The 17,614-nt window shown below is 76.8% G+C and carries 17 protein-coding genes; 10 read left to right on the plus strand and 7 right to left on the minus strand.

The features are described from left to right. Positions 1 to 806: 806 nt before the first annotated feature. Positions 807 to 1,394, plus strand: coding sequence for a GNAT family N-acetyltransferase (locus ACH5AR_RS15455; RefSeq protein WP_396301886.1), 588 nt, complete (start codon positions 807 to 809; stop codon positions 1,392 to 1,394). 7 nt (positions 1,395 to 1,401) lie between these two features. Here ACH5AR_RS15455 and ACH5AR_RS15460 read toward each other — a convergent pair whose 3' ends face one another. Then, positions 1,402 to 2,133: a hypothetical protein gene (locus ACH5AR_RS15460; protein WP_396301887.1), complete on the minus strand. Its 732-nt coding sequence runs from the start codon at positions 2,131 to 2,133 to the stop codon at positions 1,402 to 1,404. Positions 2,134 to 2,203: 70 nt separating this feature from the next. Here ACH5AR_RS15460 and ACH5AR_RS15465 point away from each other — a divergent pair, with 70 nt between their 5' ends. The 3 genes from ACH5AR_RS15465 to ACH5AR_RS15475 all read left to right on the plus strand — a co-directional run bounded on the left by ACH5AR_RS15465 (position 2,204) and on the right by ACH5AR_RS15475 (position 4,477). Further along, positions 2,204 to 3,172, plus strand: a complete 969-nt coding sequence (locus ACH5AR_RS15465; RefSeq protein WP_396301888.1) for a LysR family transcriptional regulator — start codon at positions 2,204 to 2,206, stop codon at positions 3,170 to 3,172. After that, positions 3,169 to 3,729 (plus strand): GNAT family N-acetyltransferase, encoded by a 561-nt coding sequence (locus ACH5AR_RS15470; RefSeq protein ID WP_396301889.1) that lies wholly within the window; start codon positions 3,169 to 3,171, stop codon positions 3,727 to 3,729. The genes ACH5AR_RS15465 and ACH5AR_RS15470 overlap by 4 nt, the downstream gene beginning before the upstream one ends. A 139-nt stretch (positions 3,730 to 3,868) precedes the next feature. Further along, complete coding sequence (locus ACH5AR_RS15475) at positions 3,869 to 4,477, plus strand: hypothetical protein (RefSeq protein WP_396301890.1); 609 nt, start codon at positions 3,869 to 3,871, stop codon at positions 4,475 to 4,477. 92 nt (positions 4,478 to 4,569) lie between these two features. Here the strand turns inward: ACH5AR_RS15475 and ACH5AR_RS15480 are convergent, their stop codons facing one another. Beyond that, positions 4,570 to 5,334: a hypothetical protein gene (locus ACH5AR_RS15480; RefSeq protein ID WP_396301891.1), complete on the minus strand. Its 765-nt coding sequence runs from the start codon at positions 5,332 to 5,334 to the stop codon at positions 4,570 to 4,572. Positions 5,335 to 6,219: 885 nt separating this feature from the next. Beyond that, a complete protein-coding gene (locus tag ACH5AR_RS15485; protein ID WP_396301892.1) occupies positions 6,220 to 6,933 on the minus strand; it encodes a class I SAM-dependent methyltransferase in 714 nt (237 codons plus the stop codon). A 504-nt stretch (positions 6,934 to 7,437) separates the two neighbouring features. Between ACH5AR_RS15485 and ACH5AR_RS15490 the strand changes: the two genes are divergently transcribed. From ACH5AR_RS15490 to ACH5AR_RS15505, 4 genes are all read left to right on the plus strand, one after another. Continuing rightward, a complete protein-coding gene (locus ACH5AR_RS15490; RefSeq protein ID WP_396301893.1) occupies positions 7,438 to 8,013 on the plus strand; it encodes a hypothetical protein in 576 nt (191 codons plus the stop codon). A gap of 292 nt (positions 8,014 to 8,305) precedes the next feature. After that, positions 8,306 to 8,758, plus strand: a complete 453-nt coding sequence (locus ACH5AR_RS15495) for a hypothetical protein (RefSeq protein ID WP_396301894.1) — start codon at positions 8,306 to 8,308, stop codon at positions 8,756 to 8,758. Positions 8,759 to 8,795: 37 nt separating this feature from the next. Further along, complete coding sequence (locus ACH5AR_RS15500) at positions 8,796 to 9,416, plus strand: formylglycine-generating enzyme family protein (RefSeq protein ID WP_396301895.1); 621 nt, start codon at positions 8,796 to 8,798, stop codon at positions 9,414 to 9,416. 35 nt (positions 9,417 to 9,451) lie between these two features. Further along, positions 9,452 to 9,973: a GNAT family N-acetyltransferase gene (locus tag ACH5AR_RS15505; protein WP_396301896.1), complete on the plus strand. Its 522-nt coding sequence runs from the start codon at positions 9,452 to 9,454 to the stop codon at positions 9,971 to 9,973. A 2-nt stretch (positions 9,974 to 9,975) separates the two neighbouring features. On the opposite strand, the gene ACH5AR_RS15510 is transcribed toward ACH5AR_RS15505, so the two are convergent. Continuing rightward, the gene (locus ACH5AR_RS15510) at positions 9,976 to 10,959 is read right to left on the minus strand and encodes a phosphotransferase family protein (protein WP_396301897.1); all 984 of its coding nucleotides are present in this window, start codon (positions 10,957 to 10,959) and stop codon (positions 9,976 to 9,978) included. A 44-nt stretch (positions 10,960 to 11,003) separates the two neighbouring features. Next, positions 11,004 to 11,552 carry a redox-sensitive transcriptional activator SoxR gene (soxR, locus tag ACH5AR_RS15515; RefSeq protein ID WP_396301898.1) on the minus strand — a complete coding sequence of 183 codons (549 nt, stop codon included), beginning with the start codon at positions 11,550 to 11,552 and terminating at the stop codon, positions 11,004 to 11,006. Positions 11,553 to 11,609: 57 nt separating this feature from the next. Between soxR and ACH5AR_RS15520 the strand changes: the two genes are divergently transcribed. Beyond that, the gene (locus ACH5AR_RS15520; RefSeq protein WP_396301899.1) at positions 11,610 to 12,326 is read left to right on the plus strand and encodes a thiamine pyrophosphate-dependent enzyme; all 717 of its coding nucleotides are present in this window, start codon (positions 11,610 to 11,612) and stop codon (positions 12,324 to 12,326) included. 93 nt (positions 12,327 to 12,419) lie between these two features. After that, positions 12,420 to 13,313: a transketolase family protein gene (locus ACH5AR_RS15525; protein ID WP_396301900.1), complete on the plus strand. Its 894-nt coding sequence runs from the start codon at positions 12,420 to 12,422 to the stop codon at positions 13,311 to 13,313. 91 nt (positions 13,314 to 13,404) lie between these two features. Here the strand turns inward: ACH5AR_RS15525 and treZ are convergent, their stop codons facing one another. Then, a complete protein-coding gene (gene treZ, locus ACH5AR_RS15530) occupies positions 13,405 to 15,138 on the minus strand; it encodes a malto-oligosyltrehalose trehalohydrolase (RefSeq protein ID WP_396301901.1) in 1,734 nt (577 codons plus the stop codon). Continuing rightward, positions 15,138 to 17,573: a malto-oligosyltrehalose synthase gene (gene treY, locus ACH5AR_RS15535; protein ID WP_396301902.1), complete on the minus strand. Its 2,436-nt coding sequence runs from the start codon at positions 17,571 to 17,573 to the stop codon at positions 15,138 to 15,140. Before treY ends, treZ begins: the two co-directional genes overlap by 1 nt. Between the last annotated feature and the right edge of the window lie 41 nt (positions 17,574 to 17,614).

Raw genomic sequence — 17,614 nt, forward strand, 5'->3', positions numbered from 1 at the left:
GCATCTCCCGGGCGGGACGGGCGGGTTCGGTGGCCGCCGCGCGCTTCCCGGCGGAACGGCGGGCCGGCGGGCGGCCTCCGGCAGCCGCTGGCACTCGGCCAGTCCGCTGACCGTACGGGGACGCTGGTGGGTGGTCAGCCCGAGGGCGAGCGGCAGGGAGCCGAAGAGCAGCGGGTCCTCGACCGGGTCGGCGGGCCCGGACGGGGCGGTGACGTCCCGAAGGTGACCGGGGCGAGCAGCCGCAGTTCGGCTGGCGCCGCCACGGCGGGCGGGAGCCGCCGCTCGGCAGTGTGGTGACCGCCACCACGGCCGGGTGTCGGCGGAGCCGGGCCAGGGGTGGTGCGCCGTGGGTGGTCAGGGTGGCGTTGGTCCGCGGTGCGGAAGCCGGTCCGAAGCCTGGGTCGTCGGCGGCGAGCGGGACCGGGACGAGCAGCGTCGGGGTGGTCGGCGCGAGGGCGCGACGCGGGCGGGCGGGCGGGAGCCGCCGCTCGGGGAGCGTGGTGACCGCCACCACGGCCGGGTGTCGGCGGAGCTGGGCCAGGGGTGGTGCGCCGTGGGTGGTCAGGGTGGCGTTGGTCCGCGGTGCGGAAGCCGGTCCGAAGCCCGGGTGGTCGGCGCGAGGGCGCGACGCGGCGGGCGCAGCGGCGCTACGAGGCCGGCGGCGGTCGGCCCGTCGTCGGCCGCCCCGCCGTCGGCGGCGTGAGCCAGGCGGGCTTCCACGCCGGTGCGGCGCCGGGGCGGTCCGTGCGACCGGGTGGCCGGGAAACGACTGGTGAAAGGCCTCGACCGGAGGGGAGCATGGCGGAATGGATGATCGTTTCTCGCCCGCGCCGCCGCTCGTGGAACCGCCTTCCGCCCAGCCGCACCCCGCCGGGGCGCCGGTGGTCGAACGGCTCCCGCAGTACGGCCGCGCCGAGCAGCAGGAGATCCTCGGCCCCGGGGCCGACCCGTACGGCGTCGCCTACACCGGGCTGGCCTTCCGGCCCAAGGAGATCCACTTCGGTGTCCGGGCCGCCGACGGCCGGCTCGTCGCCCACGCCGGGCTGGTGGCCGCCGTGCCGCTCACCGTGGGCGGCACCGACCTGGCCGTGGTCGGCGTCGGCGGGGTCGGCGTCGCGCCCGACCGGCGCCGCGGCGGCCTCGCGACGGTCGTCGTCCGGGCCGCCCTCGACCATGCGCGTACGCTCGGCCACCGCCATGCGCTGCTGTTCTGCCGCCCGCAGCTGGCCGCGTTCTACCGGGGGCTCGGGTTCCGGGAGGTGGTCGAGGGGGTGACGGTGGAACAGCCGGAAGGGCGGCTGGCGCAGATGCCGCTGCGCACCCTGTGGACGCCGCTCGTCCCCGGGGCCGGGTGGCCGGAGGGGCCGGTGCGGCTGCGCTCGCTGCCGCTGTGAGGCGGGCTCAGGCCGTCGCGGCCGGGGCGCCCGCGTCCGCGTGCGCCACGGCGGCGCCGGCCAGGGCCCGGATCATCGGGTGCGCCCGGGTGCCGTCGCCGGACAGCTCGGGCTGGAACAGCGAGGCCAGGAAGAACGGGTGGCCGGGCAGCTCCAGGATGCGCGCCTCGCCCGAGCCGTCCACCCCGCTGAACCGCAGGCCGTGCGCGGACAGCCTCTCCAGGTAGGCGCCGTTGAGGCCGTACGCGCAGTGGTAGCGCTCCAGCGTGCGGGTGGTGCCGAGGACGCGCTCGGCGAGGCTCCCCGGGGTGACGGTGACCGCCCCCTCGTGGCCGACCAGCGAGCACGACAGCGGGGCGATCACCTGCTCCGGAGCGTCCGGGTGGTCCTCGCCGTGGACGGCCCCGGCCAGGCCGCAGACGTTCCGGGCGTACTCCAGCACCGCGTGCTGGAACCCGGCGCAGGTGCCGAGGAAGGGGATGCCGCGCTCGCGGGCGGTGCGGACGGCGGCCAGCGCGCCCGCCTCGTGGCGGTACGGGCTGCCGGGCAGCAGCCAGAGCGCGTCGAAGCCGTCCAGGGCGCCGGGCTCGGCGGCGTCCCCGGTCGGGATCCAGTAGGCGTCCAGGACGAGGTGGTCGTGCTCGGCGAGGGCCTCCAGCAGGCCGGGGACGCGGGCGTGCGAGCGGACGGCGGGGGAGCGGTCGCCGACCAGGGCGACCCGCGGGGTCAGAGAGGTCATGCGGCTATCCTGGCCCCCGGCCCGAGATCAGCGCCAACGATGATTCCTTAAGCTCCGATCAGATCGGTTGATGACCGCCGTGGACCCGCAGCAACTGCGCACCTTCGTGACCGTCGCCCGCCTCGCCTCCTTCTCGGAGGCGGCGCGGGAGCTCGGCTACACCCAGTCCGCAGTCTCCCAGCAGATCGCCGCGCTGGAGGCCGACCTCGGGACCGCGCTGCTGCTCCGCCGGCCGGTCGGGCCGACGGCGGCGGGGCGGCGGCTGCTGGAGCACGCCGCACCGCTGCTGGTCCGGCTGGCGGCGGCGCGCGCCGACGTCGCGCGCCTGGTGGGCGCCCCGAGCGCTCGGCTGCTGCTCGGAGCCACCCCGCTGGCGGTCGGGGCGGCCCTGGGGCGCGCGCTCGGCGAGGTGCGCCGGGCCTATCCGGCAGTGCGGCCGGAGGTCCGCGTCCTCGCCCAGGACGTGCTCCCCGCCAAGGTCGCCACCGGCGAGGTCGACCTCGCCCTGATCGACGGCCTGGCCGCGCCCAGCGACCCGCTGCCGCTGTCCGAGGTCGGCCCGCTGCGCACCGTGGCGGTGGCCGAGCTGCCCGTCGCCGTCGGGCTGCCGCTCGGCCACCCGCTGGCCGGCCGCGGCGGCCTCGAACTCGCCGACCTCTGCGCCGCCCGCTGGCTGGACGCCCCCGACCTCGCCCCGACCGCCGCCCGGCTGCGCGCCGCCGCGGGCGTGGACGGCTTCCGGCCCGCCACCCGCTACCGGGGCACCGACCTGCACGGGCTGCTCGCCCTGGTGGCGACCGGGCACGGGCTCACCCTGCTGCCCGAGCCGGTGCTCGCGGCGGCCCCCGGGGTCGCGCGGGCGCCGATCGCCACGCCCCGGCTGGTGCACCGCACCGAACTCGTCCACGGCAGCCTGCCGGAGGGGCCGGCGGCGCTGCTGGCGCGGCTGCTGGAGGAGTCCCGGGGGGAGGGCGCCGCGGGGGGCGGCCGGAATTCGCTTGCGGGGCCCGCCGGTGCGGATGGAATGATCAAGCGATGAGCACGGACATCACCATCAGACGGGTGCGGGCCGAGGAGTGGCAGCCGCTCAGGGACATCCGCCTGGACGCGCTGCAGGACCCGGTCGCGGCCATCGCGTTCCTGGAGACCCACGAGCAGGCCGCCGCCAGGCCCGACGAGTTCTGGCAGGACCGCACGACCACGGCGGCGACGGCCCCGCACGTGGCGCAGTTCATCGCCGAGGCCGCGGACGGCCGCTGGCTCGGCTCGATGACCGCGCTGGTCGAGCGGGCCGGCGGGGACGGCGCCCTGGAGGGCGACGTCGTCGAGGTCGACCAGGCGCACGTGGTCGGGGTCTACGTCCGGCCGGAGGCGCGGGGAACCGGGCTGGCGCTCGAACTGATCCGGACCGTCCGGGACTGGGCGTGGTCGCTCACCGAGCCCAGGGTCGAGCGGGTGCGGCTGTTCGTCCACGAGGACAACGCCCGGGCCGAGGCGATGTACCGCAAGGCCGGCTTCGAGCCCACCGGGGTGGTGCTGTCGGTGCCCGGCGGCCCCGGCGGCCGGGAGGTCGAGCTGGCGGTCCGCCGGGGCTGAGCGGACGGGGCGGGGGGCGGCCGGCCGGGGCTGGGCGGGGCGGGGCGGCTGAGCGCTCCGGTGCGGCGGCGGTTGTGGAGAGGCGGTCACCAGGCGTTCACGTCCCGGGTCTGACGGCGGTCGGGCGGACGGTGCTGTCATGAACACTGTCGCCCGGCACGGGGCCGGGCCGGACCAGGAGTGCTTCCCCATGATGCTCCGTCACCGCCTCACCGTCGTCGCCTCGGCGGCCGCCCTCGCCGCCGCCGGGCTCGCCGCCGGCACCGCGCAGGCCGCCGCCCCGGCCCACGGCAGCGCCGCGCGGCCGCACGCCCTCGCGGCGAGCTGTTCGCAGGCGTACCTGCCGCTGCCCGACCCGGGCTGCACCCCCGGCGCGTACAACCCGAGCGTCACCCAGGCGACGATCGGGCAGACCATCTGCGTCTCCGGCTGGACCGCCACCGTCCGCCCGCCGACGAGCTACACCACCCCGCTGAAGGTCCAGCAGATCGCCGCCTACGGTTACGCGGACACCAACACGGCGGACTACGAGGAGGACCACCTCGTCCCGCTGGAGCTCGGCGGTGCCCCGCGCGACCCGGCCAACCTGTGGCCGGAGCCGCGCTACGGCAACCAGCCGGCGCAGAGCAAGGACTCCGTCGAGACCAAGCTCAAGAACGCTGTGTGCAACGGCCGGGTCGGTCTCGACGACGCGCGCCGCGCGATCGCGGGCGACTGGACCACCGCGCTCGCCGTCCTGGGGCTGTGACAGCCCCCCGGCGCTGAAGCGGCCGCCGTCCGGCCCGTCCGGCCGGTCGGCGGCCCGCTGGTGCCCGCCTGCGCGGGCCGGTGCCGGGGCCGTCAGTGCCCGTCGCAGCCGGGCAGCGCCTCGCACATCGGCGCCGTCATGCCGGTGCCGACGTACTTGTCCTCGGGGGCCTTCCAGGCGTCCTTGGGCTGGGCGCCGGCCTTGGTGGTGGCCCAGACGGACAGCTCGCTGACCGCGCCGCCCTCGCCGACCACGTACTCGTGCAGGGTGACGGCGCCGCCGTCGGCCTGCGGGACCGTCAGCACGGCCGCGAAGTAGGGCGCGTCCGGGGCGCTGTCGACCTTGACCGTGGCACCGGGGGCGGTCCTGGCGCAGGACTTGAGCGCCTCCGTCAGCCGGGCCTGGGCCAGGTTGGCGGACTGCCTGGCGCCGCTGCTGTGGGTCGGGTCGCCGTGGAACAGCAGGGTCTGCTGGGCCGTCCAGCGGTCCCCGCCGAAGCCCACCTCGGACCTCGCGGCGGCGGCGCCGGTGAACAGCGGCTCGTCCTCCTTGGCGACCGCGGCGCGGCACAGCTCCAGGCCCTTGAACTGGACCGGGCCGGAGAGCGGCTTGGCGTTCGCCGACAGCGGCGTGTAGTGGTAACTCTCGTCCATCGGGATGCTCTTGGTGTCCATCCAGGCCTTGTCCGGGATGCCCTTGTCGCCGCCGCCGGGCTTCTTGGGGTCGACGGCGGGCGTGGTGGCCCCGGGGGCGGCGGCCGGGCCGACGCCCTGGGTGTTGTCCGGGCCGCAGGCGCTGAGCGCGCCCAGGCAGACGAGGGCTGCGGCGGTGGCGGTGACGACTCTGGTGGTGCGCAACTGACGGTTCCTCGGGTGTCCGGTGGCGGTGAACGGGGTCGGCGGCGCGCCGGCCGCGGGCCGCTGGTGCGCGGCGCCGGCCGTCCGTCCTCGCCGCCCGCCCGACACGTGGTCGTGGGCACTCGGCATGGCGGGCCTCCCCCTGTGCGTACGGCCGCCGGACCCCCGGCCCGCCGCCCGTCGCAGACATGAGGGGTGGTCAGGGCCGCGACGGCGCACCGGCGGCGGTCGAAACCTATGCCACCGAACGGCTGCTCGCAAAGCCGGGTTCCGGCCGGAGGCCCGGATTCCCTTTGGGGCAGATGGGGCCTTCCGGGGCGGATGGGACGTGCCTTCCGGGTGGACCGGGACGGTGCGGCGGGCACGGTGTGCGGGGCCCGGAGCGTGCGGCCGGTTCCGGGAGCGGGCCGTGGCGGCGCATCCGGGCAGGTGGCGGCGGGTGCGCGCGGCCGCGCCCCGGGGCGTACCCGCGGGGTCGGGGGGTGCGGCTGCGCCCGGCGCCGTACGGCTACCCCCGGGCGCCCGGGACGCCGAGCTGCTGGGCGAGCCAGGGCAGGGCCTGGGCGAAGGACGCGGCGCCGGTCTGCCAGGTGCGCCGACCGGAGCCGACGACCTCCACGGTGCGGATGCCGGCCCTGCGGGCCGCCGCCTCCAGGGCCGGGCGGAGTCGATCCGGCCGCGCTCCTCGTCGCCCTGGGCGACGCAGCCGGACACGCCCTGGCGGCGGGGGCGCTGGGCGAGCACCGGCGGCGGGTCGTGCGCGGCGAACTCGCCGCCGATCATCTCCAGCGTGAGGGCCGCGGCCTGAACCGTCCACGGGATCCAGCCGTTGAGCAGGGAGACGGCCATGGCGCCGCAGGGTAGGGGAACCGGATGAGAGGCCGGTCAGAGGTTGGGAGCCTTCCGGAAGACCGCCGTGAGGAGGAAGGGCAGGCCGAAGGTCCCGGAGCCGGGGGCCTGGGCCGCCATCGGCCGGATCTCCAACGGGGTGAAGTCGCGGAACAGCGAGCGCAGTTCGTCCGGCGAGTAGGCGAGGCCGCCCTCCAGCGAGCCGATCCGGTAGAGCTCCTCGTCGGGCCGCTCGGAGCCCATCGCCCCGGCCGCGAAGGCGGTGACGGCGAAGTGCCCGCCGGGGGCGAGGACCCGGTCGAGCAGCGCCAGGTAGCCGACCCGGCGGTGCGGCGGGAGGTGGTGCAGGCAGCCGGAGTCGTAGACCAGGTCGTAGCGCGGGTGCGGGAGTTCGGCCTCGAAGATGCTCGCCCGGTGGAAGCGCAGGCCGGCGCCGGTGCCCGCCTCGCGGGCGCGCTCCTCGGCCCGGGCGATCGCGGTGGCGGAGAGGTCCACGGCATCCACCTCGAAGCCGGCGGCCGCCAGGTGGATCGCGTTGCGGCCGACCCCGCAGCCCAGGTCGAGCGCCCGGCCGGGGCGCAGGAGGCCGCGGTCCAGGTAGGAGACGAGGTTCTCGTCGGGCTCGGGCGCGAAGAACGGGCGCTCGACGGACCGGTCCGCGTAGAGGCGGTCCCAGCGGGCCCGCTCGGGAGGGAAGAAGCCGTCGAGCAGGGCGAGGACGTCGTCGGCGGTGCGGATCGTACGGTTCATGCGGCCGAGCGTAGGCCGCGCGGAGGGCGGCCGCGGGCGGCGCGAAAGCCCTTGGGCGGTGGGCTGTCGGGGCCCCGGTGGCCCCGGTGCGGACGGGGGCTTCGGGGCCGGGCGGGCGGGCGGCGCCGGAGTCGCCGGAGGCCGGGACGGGCCGCTTCCGCCGGGCGGGGAGGGGCTCCGGAGAGGGGGCCGAGGTCACGCTTCGATCAAGGATTCGCGGGCGGGACTCCCAGGTTTCCGCCGGCGCGGTGGAGTAGGTTCGAAAGGTTCTGCCCGTTTGACGCTCCGCTCACCCCACCCACCGCCGACTCGAAAGAACGTCTGCCTGCCGTGATACAGCCGACGACCGCTCCGTCGCACGAAGCCCGACCGACCCGCCCCTCCCGTCGGAGGCGGACCACCGCCCTCGCCGCCGCCGTGGCCGCCGCACTCCTCGTGGCCGGGTGCAAGGCGTCGGCCGAAACGGCCGACGCCACGCCGGCGCCGATCCCGAGTGTGATCGGCATGCACGGGGACAAGGCCAAGGACGCCCTTCAGCAGCCGAACGCCCGGGCTGCCAAGAACGTGACGTTCCAGGACGTCCACCCGGGCGAGTCCCACACACGGTCGGTTCTGATGCCGAGCCACTGGAAGGTGTGCTCCCAGCAGCCGGCCGCCGGGGAGCCCTCGACGAAGGACACGACGGTCACGCTGTCCGTGGTGAAGAACGAGGAGGACTGCCCGGGCAGCGCATCGCCCGCCCCGCCGGCCCCCGCTCCGGCTTCCCCCGCCGCGAGCGCGCCCGGGACGGCGACGGCCGAACCCGTGGCGCCGAGCGCCCCTCCGGCGGCCCCTGCGCCCGCCGCCCCGGCTGCTCCCGCCCCTGCCGCGCCGCCCGCCCCGGCTCCGACGCACGCCCCGCCGGCGCCGCAGCCCGCCGCGCCCACCGAGCACCAGGCGTCAGCCTGTACCACCGACTCCAAGGGCAACTGCATCGTCCGCGGCCGCACCTGTCCCAACAGCGCCCACGGCGACACCGGCAGCGATGCCAACGGCCACGTCCTGACCTGCCGGGACAACAACGGCTGGCGCTGGGAGTAGCCACCCACCGAGCCGGGGCGGCCCCGCGTCGGGCCCGGCGCCGTCGGCGGCCTCGGCGCCGTGGTGCTCCCGTACCGCCCCGCCCGGCTCCTCGGCGCCGAACGGCGGCGGTCCGGAGCGGAGTTGGCGTACCGGCCACCCCAGGCCCCGGCCACCGTGCGGCGGCGGATGCCGGCGGCGGTCGGGGCCGAGCGACGGCCGCGGTGAGGTGCCCCCTGCGTGCTGGATTCGAATGCGTTCAATTCCGGATGCGTTCACATCCGTGGGGCGCGCAGGGGGAACCATGGTCGCGGTGCCGGTGAGTGCCCGGTGGCTGTCCGGAACGGGGCTCCTGGCGTTCCTGCTGCCCGTCGTCCCGATCCGGCAGGTGCACGGGGCGGCCGACGTGTTCCTGTACGGGCTCGGGCTGTCGTGCGCCGTCGCCTGTGCCGTTCCACCGTTCTTCGCCCGACGGGACCGCTTCCGGGTCGCCTGTGCGGCCGCCGGGATGGCGGTGGCGGCGGTGTCCGTGCCGACGGCGCTGTTCGGCATCATGGCCGCGCTGGTCGTGGACGGCTGGCTGCTCTTCCTGGCCTTCCTCGCCCTGCCGGTCACCGCCCTCGCCGGTCTGGTCGCCGGGTTCCAGCGCGCCAAGGGCCGGGAGTTCGGCCGTCCGGCGGCAGTCATCGCCTGGACCTCGGGCGGGATCGCGCTGGTCGGCTGGGCGGCGCTCACCGCCATCGCGGTGACGCTGCCGGCCGGCTGACCGGGCCGGGACGGCGGGGCGCGCGTAGGATCGCCGGATGATCACCGTTCCGGCCGGCCGGGTCACCCTCTCCGACCGCCGCACCCAGCGCAGTTGGGCCGTCGACGTCCCCTCGTACCGGCTGGCGCGCTGTCCGGTGACCCGCGAGGAGTACGAGGGAACGGCCGGTGACCGCCGCCCCGCGCACAGCGTCTCCTGGTTCGACGCCGTCCGCCACTGCAACGCGCTCTCCCGGCGCGAGGGCCTCGCGCCCGCCTACGCGGTGGACGGCGAGGAGGTCGCCTGGGACCGCGGCGCCGACGGCTACCGGCTGCCCACCGAGGCCGAGTGGGAGCACGCCTGCCGCGCCGGCACGGACGGCCCGCGCTACGGCCCGCTGGACGAGATCGCCTGGTACCGCGGCACCTCGGGCGAGCGCCCGCACCCGGTGGGCGAACTGCGCCCGAACGCCTTCGGGCTGCACGACCTGCTGGGCAACGTGTGGGAGTGGTGCTGGGACCGCTACGACCCGGAGGTGTACGGCGGTTACCGCGTCCTGCGCGGCGGCGGCTGGTTCGACGAGCACTGGAGCTGCCGCGCCTCCGTGCGCCGCCGCAGCCACCCGACCCTGCGGATCGACGACGTCGGATTCCGGCTCGCCCGCTCCCTCGCGGGGTGAGGAACCGTCGCGTCCGCTCGTGCGTTTGCGCGGGCATGAGTGAAGATTCGGTCACCCTGCGCCCGATCACCGAAGCCGATCTGACCGGCGTCGAGGAGATGCTGAACGACCCGCGGGCACTCGGCGAGTTCCAGTGGTACGGCTGGCGGGACCCGCAGCGGTTCCGTCGCCGGTGGGCGGAGGACGGGCTGCTCGGGGACGAGCAGGTGATGCTCTCGGTCCTCGCCGGGGGCGCCTTCCGCGGCTTCGTCGCCGCCACCCGCGGCGGGATGCGGCCGGCCGTGCCGTACTGGAGCCTCGGCGTGCAGCTGGTGCCGGACGCGCGCGGGCGCGGGATCGGCACTCGGGCCCAACGGCTGCTGGTGGACTACCTGTTCGCGCACACGCCGGTGATGCGGTTGGAGGCGGACACCGAGGCGGGCAACCTGGCCGAGCAGCGCGTCCTGGAGAAGCTCGGCTTCACCCGGGAGGGCGTGCAGCGCGCGGTGACCTTCCGCGGCGGCGAGTGGCGCGACGTCGTCCGCTACAGCCTGCTGCGCACCGACCCCCGCCCCTGAGGTCAGGCTCCAGCGAACCACTCCTCGGCGAGGGCGTCCAGCGTCCGCGCCGAGGGCCTCAACTCCCGCAGGTACCAGGGCAGGTTGCTGTGGACGTGGAGCAGGGTGTACGCCATCAGCAGGCGCGGGTCCGCGGCGCGGCCGTAGGCGTCCAGCAGGGCGCCGAGCAGCCGCCGGTCGCCCCGGGTGGTGAACAGGCCGACGGCGACCAGGTCGTAGGCCGGGTCGCCGAGCATCGCGGGCTCGAAGTCGACCAGGCCGGTGAGGCGCCAGCCGTCGCCCGGGTCGGTGAGCAGGTGCTCGCGCATGAACTCGGTGTGCAGCAGCGCGCGTTCGGAGGCGCCGGGCAGTGAGGCGCCGGGCAGTGAGGCGGCGGGCAGTGCGGCGCCGGGCCCCGCGCCGGCGGGCAGCGGGGCGGCGGCGAGGAAGCCCGGGATCTGCTCCAGCCACTCCGCGCCCAGCCCGCGCTCGCGCTGGCGGGCCACCGCGCCCGCCGCCTGGCGCGCCAGGAAGGCCGGCCAGTCGCCGGGCCCGAGGAAGCCGGCGAGCGGCCCGGGGTCGAGGGCGTGCAGGGCGGCGAGCGCCTCGCCGCAGCGGCGGGCGATCCGCTCGCGGTCGGGGCCGGGGATGCGCGGCCAGGCCGGGGCCAGGCCCTGGCCTGGCAGCCGGGACATCAGGACGTAGCGCCAGCCGTTGACGTACTCGCCGGCCGCGTGGACGGTCGGGGTGGGGACCGGCAGCGCGCCGTCCAGGCGGGTGAGCACGCGCTCCTCGACCACGGCGTCCCGGGCGCTCGCGGCCGGGAACAGCTTGAGCACCAGCGCGCCGCCGACCGCGTACACCGGGACGGAGCCCTCCGCGAAGCGCTCCAGCGGCAGGCCGCCGAGGCCCAGCCGGGCGCACAGCGCCTCGGCGCCGGGGCGCACCGCCGCTTCGTCCGGGACGACCGCGTCCCACTCCTCGTCCGTCAGCACCAGGGGCAGCACGGCGGCACCTTAGGCAGGCGGACGGGCCGGAGGCAAAGGGTTTCTCAGCCTTCTCCCCGGCGGGTGCCGCAGGTCCGTACGCCCGGCGGGACGGGCTCGGGGCCGCTGTCCGGGTCGCGGGTGAGCAGGTAGCGGGCGCCGGGGCCGGCCTCGCCGGCGCGGTCGGCGGCGTTGTAGAGGGCGCAGCGCGACAGCGAGAGGCAGCCGCAGCCGATGCAGCCGGTCAGCTTGGCCTTCAGCAGCCGCAGTTCGGCGATCTGCTCGTCGATCCGGCTCTGCCAGGACGCGGCGACCCTGTCCCACTCGGTGCCGCTGGGCGCGGGGCGCTCGGGGAGGCGGTCGAGGGCGACCTTCGCCTCGTCCAGCGAGAGGCCGACCCGCTGGGCGGCGCGGATGAAGGCGATCCGGCGCAGCGTGCCGCGGGTGTAGCGGCGCTGGCCGCCGGAGGTGCGGGTGGCCTGGATCAGGCCGAGGCTCTCGTAGTAGCGCAACGCGGAGGCGGCGAGGCCGCTGCGGTCGGCGAGTTGGCCGATGGTGAGCAGGTCGCCGTGGTGCGGGCCGGGCGCGCGGGGGCCGTCGGAGTGGGCGGTCATGGGCACCCACTGTAGCCGCTTGACCTCAAGTCGGCTTTAAGTTGCACCATCGTCGTCATGACGACGAACGCGACCGCCACGAACCCGACCGGTACCCGCTTCGAGGACCTGCCCGCCCTGATGGCGCTGATGACCGGCGCCGAGAAGCACGGCCCCGCCGCCACCTCCACCCTGGACGCGCTCTGGGTGCTCTACGACCGGGTCCTGCGGGTGGCGCCGGAGAGCGCCGAGGCGCAGGACCGCGACCGCTTCCTGCTCTCCAAGGGCCACGGCCCGATGGCCTACTACGCCGTGCTGGCGGCCAAGGGCTTCCTCGACCCGGCGGTGCTGCCGAGCTTCGGGGGCTACGACTCGCCGCTCGGCCACCACCCGGACCGCACGCTGGTGCCGGGCGTGGAGATCGCCTCCGGCTCGCTCGGGCACGGCCTCCCGCTGGCCGTCGGCACCGCGCTCGGGCTGCGGGCGCAGGGCCTGACCGACCCGGCGGTGTGGGTGCTGGTCGGCGACGCGGAGTTCGACGAGGGCTCCAACGCCGAGGCGGTGGCCTTCGCCGGGGCCTACGGGCTGGACCGGCTGCACGTGGTGGTGATCGACAACTCCTCGGCCACCCACGGCTGGCGGGGCGGCATCGCCCAGCGGTTCGCCGCCGAGGGCTGGTCGACCGCGACGGTGGACGGGCGCGACCACGAGGCGCTGTACCGCGCGTACACCGCGGAGCACCCGGGCCGGCCGCACGTGGTGGTGGCCCGGGTGGAGCCCAAGGAGCAGCAGTGAGCCCCCGGCCGCACCCCCGTCCGTCCTGAGCCCCGCACCCGCACCCGCACCCCGAACCAGGGCCCGTGCCCGCACCCGAGAGGAACCCCACCGATGGACACCATGCGCGAACGCTTCGTGGACGTCACCACCCGACTGCTGGACGAGGACCCCCGGCTGGCCCTGGTGCTCGCCGACATCACCGCGGCCGCCTTCGCCCCGGCCCGGGAGCGCCACCCCGACCGGGTGGTCAACGTCGGCATCCGCGAGCAGCTGTTGATCGGCGCGGCTGGCGGCCTGGCCCTGGCCGGGATGCGCCCGATCGCCCACACCTTCGCCAGCTTCCTGATCGAGCGCCCCTTCGAGCAGGTCAAGCTGGACCTCGTGCACCAGGGCGTCGGCGCCGTGCTGGTGAGCGCGGCGGGCTCGTACGACTGGCCGGCCGGCGGCCGCACCCACATGTCCCCGGGCGACGTCGCCCTGCTGGACACCCTGCCGGACTGGACGGTCCACGTCCCCGGCCACCCGGACGAGGCCGAGCGGCTGCTGCGGCACGCCTACGCCGACGGCGACCGCAACGTCTACGTCCGGCTCTCGGAGCACCGCAACGAGGCGGCGCTGCCGGTCGAGCCGGGCCGCTTCAGCACCGTGCGGACGGGTTCGCGCGGCGCGGTGCTCGCCGTCGGGCCGATGCTGGACGCGGTGCTCGCGGCCACCTCGGGGCTGGACGTCACCGTGCTGTACGCGGCGACGGTGCGCCCCTTCGACGCCGCCGGGCTGCGGGCGGCGCTCGGCGAGCGGGCCGACGTGGTGCTGGTCGAGCCGTACCTGGCGGGCACCTCCGCCAACGAGGCGCACGCGGCGCTCGCCGACCGCCCGCACCGGGTGCTGGGCCTGGGCGTGCCGCGCGAGGAGCACCGGCACTACGGCTCGATCGCGGAGCACCTGGCCGCCTACGGCCTGGACGCGGCCTCGCTGCGGGAGCGGATCGGCACCTTCCTCTGGTAGCCGCCGCCCGACGCCAGCCGGCGGCCGGACGCCAGCCGCCGCCCCGACCGGCAGCCGGCGGCCCGCGGCCCCTGGCGGCCGGCGGCGGCGCTCAGACCCGGACGACCGCCACCGCGTCCGGCGCCAGCCGCACCGCCGCCCCCCGCGGCGCGGCCGCCCCGAAGGCCGCCACCACCTCGACCGCGTCGGCCCCCAGTGGCAGCGCGGCCTCGTCCGGCCCGAGGTTGACGGCGACCCGGTACGGCCCCCGGTGCACCACCAGATGGCCCGCCGCCTCGTCGTACACCACCCGCACCGCGCCCAGGTCGGGGTCGGACAGCTCCGGCCGCTCGCGCCGCAGCCGGATCAACTTCCGGTGCCAGGAGAGCAGTTCGCGGTGCGGGGAGCGCCGGGGCTCGGTCCAGTCGAGGACCGAGCGCAGCACGGTCGCGGGCTCCTGCGGGTCCGGGACGGCCTCGGCGGCCCAGCCGTGCTCGGCGAACTCCCGCCGCCGGCCCCGCCGGACCGCCTCGGCGAGGTCCGGGTCGGTGTGGTCGGTGAAGTACTGCCAGGGGGTGGCGGCACCCCACTCCTCGCCCATGAACAGCATCGGCGTGAACGGCGAGGTGAGCACCAGGGCGGCCCCGCAGGCGAGCCGGCCGGGGGAGAGGCTGGTGGAGACGCGGTCGCCGAGCGCCCGGTTGCCGACCTGGTCGTGGGTCTGGAGGTAGCCGAGCAGCCGGTGGCCCTCGCCGAGCGGGGTGAACGGGCGCCCGTGGGTGCGGCCGCGGAAGGAGGACCAGGTGCCGTCGTGGAAGAACCCCCGGGTGAGCACCTTGGCCAGGGCGGCGAGCGGCTCGCGCGCGAAGTCGGCGTAGTAGCCCTGGGATTCGCCGGTGAGCGCGCAGTGCAGGGCGTGGTGGAAGTCGTCGCTCCACTGCGCGGTGAGGCCGAGCCCGCCCGCCGCGCGCGGAGCGGTGGTGGCCGGGGTGTTGAGGTCGGACTCGCCGACCAGGAACAGCGGCCGGTTGGTGGCGACCGCCAACTTCTCCACCTCGGCGGAGAGTTCCTCCAGGAAGTGGATGGCCCGGTCGTCCGCCAGGGCGTGCACGGCGTCCAGCCGCAGGCCGTCGATCCGGTAGTCGCGCAGCCAGGCCAGCGCGCTGCCGACCAGGTAGGCGCGCACCTCGTCCGAGCCGGGCGCGTCCAGGTTGACCGCCGAGCCCCACGGGGTGTGGTGCCGGTCGGTGAAGTACGGCCCGTACGCCGGGAGGTGGTTGCCGGAGGGGCCGAGGTGGTTGTGGACGACGTCCAGCACCACCCCCAGGCCCCGGCGGTGTGCGGCGTCCACGAAGCGCTTGAGGCCCTCCGGCCCGCCGTAGGGCTCGTGGACGGCCCAGAGGGAGACCCCGTCGTAGCCCCAGCCGTGCCGGCCGGGGAACGGGCAGACCGGCATCAGCTCGACGAAGTCCACGCCCAACTCGACCAGGTGGTCCAGGCGTTCGGCGGCGGCGTCGAAGGTGCCGCGGGCGGTGAAGGTGCCCACGTGCAGCTCGTAGAGCACCGCGCCGGGCAGCGCCCGGCCGCGCCACCCGGTGTCCGACCAGCGGAAGCCGGCGTGGTCCACCGCGCGGCTGGGCCCGTCGGGGCCGTACGGCTGCCGGGCCGAGCGCGGGTCCGGCAGCGGCGGCCCGTCGTCGAGCCGGAAGGCGTAGTCGCCCGCCGGGGCGGTGCCGGACCACCAGCCCGCGCGTTCCGGGCAGCGCGCCAACTCGTGGGCCTCGCCGTCGACTTCGACCCTCACCCGGGACGCGGCGCCGGGCGCCCACACCTGGTAGACCGGCATCAGCCCCTCCTCGTCAGCAGCGCCACCGGCAGGGCCGCCAGCAGCTCGGCGGCCGGCACCGCGCCCGCCGGGAAGCTGCGCCCGGTCAGCGCGTCCGTCCACGGCCCGCCCCCCGGCAGCTCCAGCACGGTGCCGCGCCAGCCGCCGGCCCGCTCCAGCCCGTACGGCAGCCGGGTGACGGCGGTGACGACGTCCCCGCCCCGGGCGAAGGCCAGCAGGTGGTCCTCGGCGGGGCCCGCGGCGGGCAGCGGCTGGTAGGCGCCGAGCGGCCGGTCGCGGCGCAGGTGCAGCGCGGTGGTGGTCAGGTGCAGCTTCTCCCGGGCGAGGTCGCCGGGGCGCGGGGCGGTCGCGTCGGTGAGCCGCACGGCCAGCGCGCCGAAGTCCACCACGCCCCGGTTGTCCGGGTCCACCAGGGTGTACAGCGGCTCCTCGCTGCCCTGGTAGAGGTCCGGCACGCCCGGCACGGTGAGGTGCAGCAGCGCCGCGGCCAGGGTGTTGGCACGGGCGTACGGGGCGAGGGCGTGCACCGCGCCCTCGATCCGGGGCAGCAGCCCGGGGTTGCCGAAGACGGCGCGGGCCCGCTGCTCCAGCGCCCGCTCGTAGCCCGGGGCCGGGGCGGTCCAGGAGGTGTGCAGCTTGGCCTCGCGGGCGGCCTTGAGCAGGGCGGCGACCAGCCGGTCCGGATCGATCGGCCAGGCGGCGACCAGGGTGTGCCAGAGCAGCCAGTCGGCGTCCCGGTCGGGGCCGGGGCCCGCGGCGGTGGACCACGCGGCGGCCTCGGCGGCCCAGGCGTCCGGCCGCTCGGCGAGCGCGGCCAGCCGGGCCCGGGCGTCGGCGCTGCGCTTGGTGTCGTGGGTGGAGAGCACCGTCATGCCGTGCGGCCAGCTGCGCTCCACGTGGCGGCACCAGTCGTGGAACTCCGCCGGGTGCAGCCCGGGGCGGGACGGATCGCCGCCGACCTCGTTGAGGCCGGGCAGGGCGTTCCAGCGGTAGAAGGCGGTGTCCTCGACGCCCTTGGCGGCCACCGCGGCGGCGGTCTGGGCGAAGCGCGTGCAGAACTCGTCCTTGTCGGCGCTGCGGCCCAGCTCGCCGAGGGCGAGCGCGGCCACCAGCCGGTCGGTCGGGTCGGCGGAGCCGTCCAGGGCCGCCCGCAGCTGGTGGCTGGAGGCGGTCGGCACGGCCTCGCCGGGCCGGGCGTACGGCCGGTACGCCGGGTAGCCGGTGAGCAGCCGGCCGAGCGCTGTGCGCAGCTGCCCGGGCGCGTGGTCGGCGTGCGCGGGCTCGGCGGCGCCGATCCGCAGCGCGATCCGCACCAGCCGCTCGACCTCGGCCGCGAGCTCGCCGTCCGGCCCGGTCATGGCGGCCCGCCCGCGCCGGGCCTCGGCGACGGCCGGGTGCGGGTCCGCGCAGAGGTCCCGGACCGGGCCGCCGTGCAGGAAGGACTCGTACGCCCCGGCGAGCCGGCAGGCGCCCGCGTGGTCGACGAGCACGCCGTCGATCCGGCGCAGCGCGTCGTAGCCGGTGGTGCCCGCCACCGGCCAGTCCTCGGGCAGCCGCTCCTCGCCGGTGAGGATCTTCTCGACCACCGTGTACGCCCCGCCGGTGGCCGCGGCGAGGCGCCGCAGGTAGCCGCGCGGGTCGGCGAGCCCGTCCGGGTGGTCGATTCGGAAGCCGTCCAGGACGCCGTCGGCGTGCAGTCCGAGCAGGACGGCGTGGGTGGCGGCGAACACCTCCGGGTCCTCGGCCCGCAGCGCGATCAGCTCGTTGACGGTGAAGAAGCGCCGGTAGTTGATCTCGGTGCGGGCGAGGCGCCACCAGGCGAGCCGGTACCACTGGCGGGCGAGCAGCTCGTCGAGCGGGAGCCCGGCGGTGCCGGGGCGCAGCGGCAGCTCGTGCTCGTGGTAGCGCAGGGTGTCGCCGTCCACGGTCAGCTGGTCCAGCACGGCGCCGAGCCGGTCGCCGAGCAGCGGCAGCAGCACCCGTCCGCGCCCGGGGGCGTCGACGGGGCCCGGCTGGGCGGTCCAGTCGATGTCGAACCAGCGGGCGTACGGGGAGTCGGGCCCGTCGCGCAGCACCTGCCACAGCGGCCGGTTGAGGCGTTCGGGGGCGGGCACGGCCATGTGGTTGGGCACCACGTCGGCGATCAGCCGCAGGCCGTGGCGGTGCGCGGCGGCGGCCAGCTCCCGCAGCGCCGGCTCGCCGCCGAGCTGCTCGCTGATCCGGGTGTGGTCGACGGTGTCGTAGCCGTGGGTGGAGCCGGGGACGGCCTCCAGCAGCGGGGAGAGGTGCAGGTGGGAGACGCCGAGGGCGGCCAGGTAGGGGACGGCCGCGGTGGCGTCGCGCAGGGTGAAGCCGGGCTGGAGCTGGAGGCGGTACGACGACGAGGGGACGGCGGCGGCCGGGCGGGGCTGCGCGGGCTCGGCGGCGGGGGTCATAGCTCCATAGGTACCCGGCGGAGCGCGCCGCCAAGACCCGC

The sequence above is a fragment of the Kitasatospora sp. NPDC018619 genome, from assembly GCF_044391605.1.
In the GTDB taxonomy this organism is placed as follows: Bacteria; Actinomycetota; Actinomycetes; order Streptomycetales; family Streptomycetaceae; genus Kitasatospora.

Bases quoted from the DNA above. Each gene is read 5' to 3' on its own strand.
- ACH5AR_RS15470 (WP_396301889.1), top strand. From the start codon at position 3,169: ATGAGCACGGACATCACCATCAGACGGGTGCGGGCCGAGGAGTGGCAG.
- ACH5AR_RS15505 (WP_396301896.1), top strand. From the start codon at position 9,452: ATGAGTGAAGATTCGGTCACCCTGCGCCCGATCACCGAAGCCGATCTG.
- ACH5AR_RS15460 (WP_396301887.1), bottom strand. From the start codon at position 2,133: ATGACCTCTCTGACCCCGCGGGTCGCCCTGGTCGGCGACCGCTCCCCC.
- ACH5AR_RS15465 (WP_396301888.1), top strand. From the start codon at position 2,204: ATGACCGCCGTGGACCCGCAGCAACTGCGCACCTTCGTGACCGTCGCC.
- ACH5AR_RS15525 (WP_396301900.1), top strand. From the start codon at position 12,420: ATGGACACCATGCGCGAACGCTTCGTGGACGTCACCACCCGACTGCTG.
- treY (WP_396301902.1), bottom strand. From the start codon at position 17,573: ATGACCCCCGCCGCCGAGCCCGCGCAGCCCCGCCCGGCCGCCGCCGTC.
- soxR (WP_396301898.1), bottom strand. From the start codon at position 11,552: ATGACCGCCCACTCCGACGGCCCCCGCGCGCCCGGCCCGCACCACGGC.
- ACH5AR_RS15475 (WP_396301890.1), top strand. From the start codon at position 3,869: ATGAACACTGTCGCCCGGCACGGGGCCGGGCCGGACCAGGAGTGCTTC.
- ACH5AR_RS15520 (WP_396301899.1), top strand. From the start codon at position 11,610: ATGACGACGAACGCGACCGCCACGAACCCGACCGGTACCCGCTTCGAG.
- ACH5AR_RS15485 (WP_396301892.1), bottom strand. From the start codon at position 6,933: ATGAACCGTACGATCCGCACCGCCGACGACGTCCTCGCCCTGCTCGAC.
- ACH5AR_RS15490 (WP_396301893.1), top strand. From the start codon at position 7,438: ATGCACGGGGACAAGGCCAAGGACGCCCTTCAGCAGCCGAACGCCCGG.
- ACH5AR_RS15455 (WP_396301886.1), top strand. From the start codon at position 807: ATGGATGATCGTTTCTCGCCCGCGCCGCCGCTCGTGGAACCGCCTTCC.
- ACH5AR_RS15500 (WP_396301895.1), top strand. From the start codon at position 8,796: ATGATCACCGTTCCGGCCGGCCGGGTCACCCTCTCCGACCGCCGCACC.
- treZ (WP_396301901.1), bottom strand. From the start codon at position 15,138: ATGCCGGTCTACCAGGTGTGGGCGCCCGGCGCCGCGTCCCGGGTGAGG.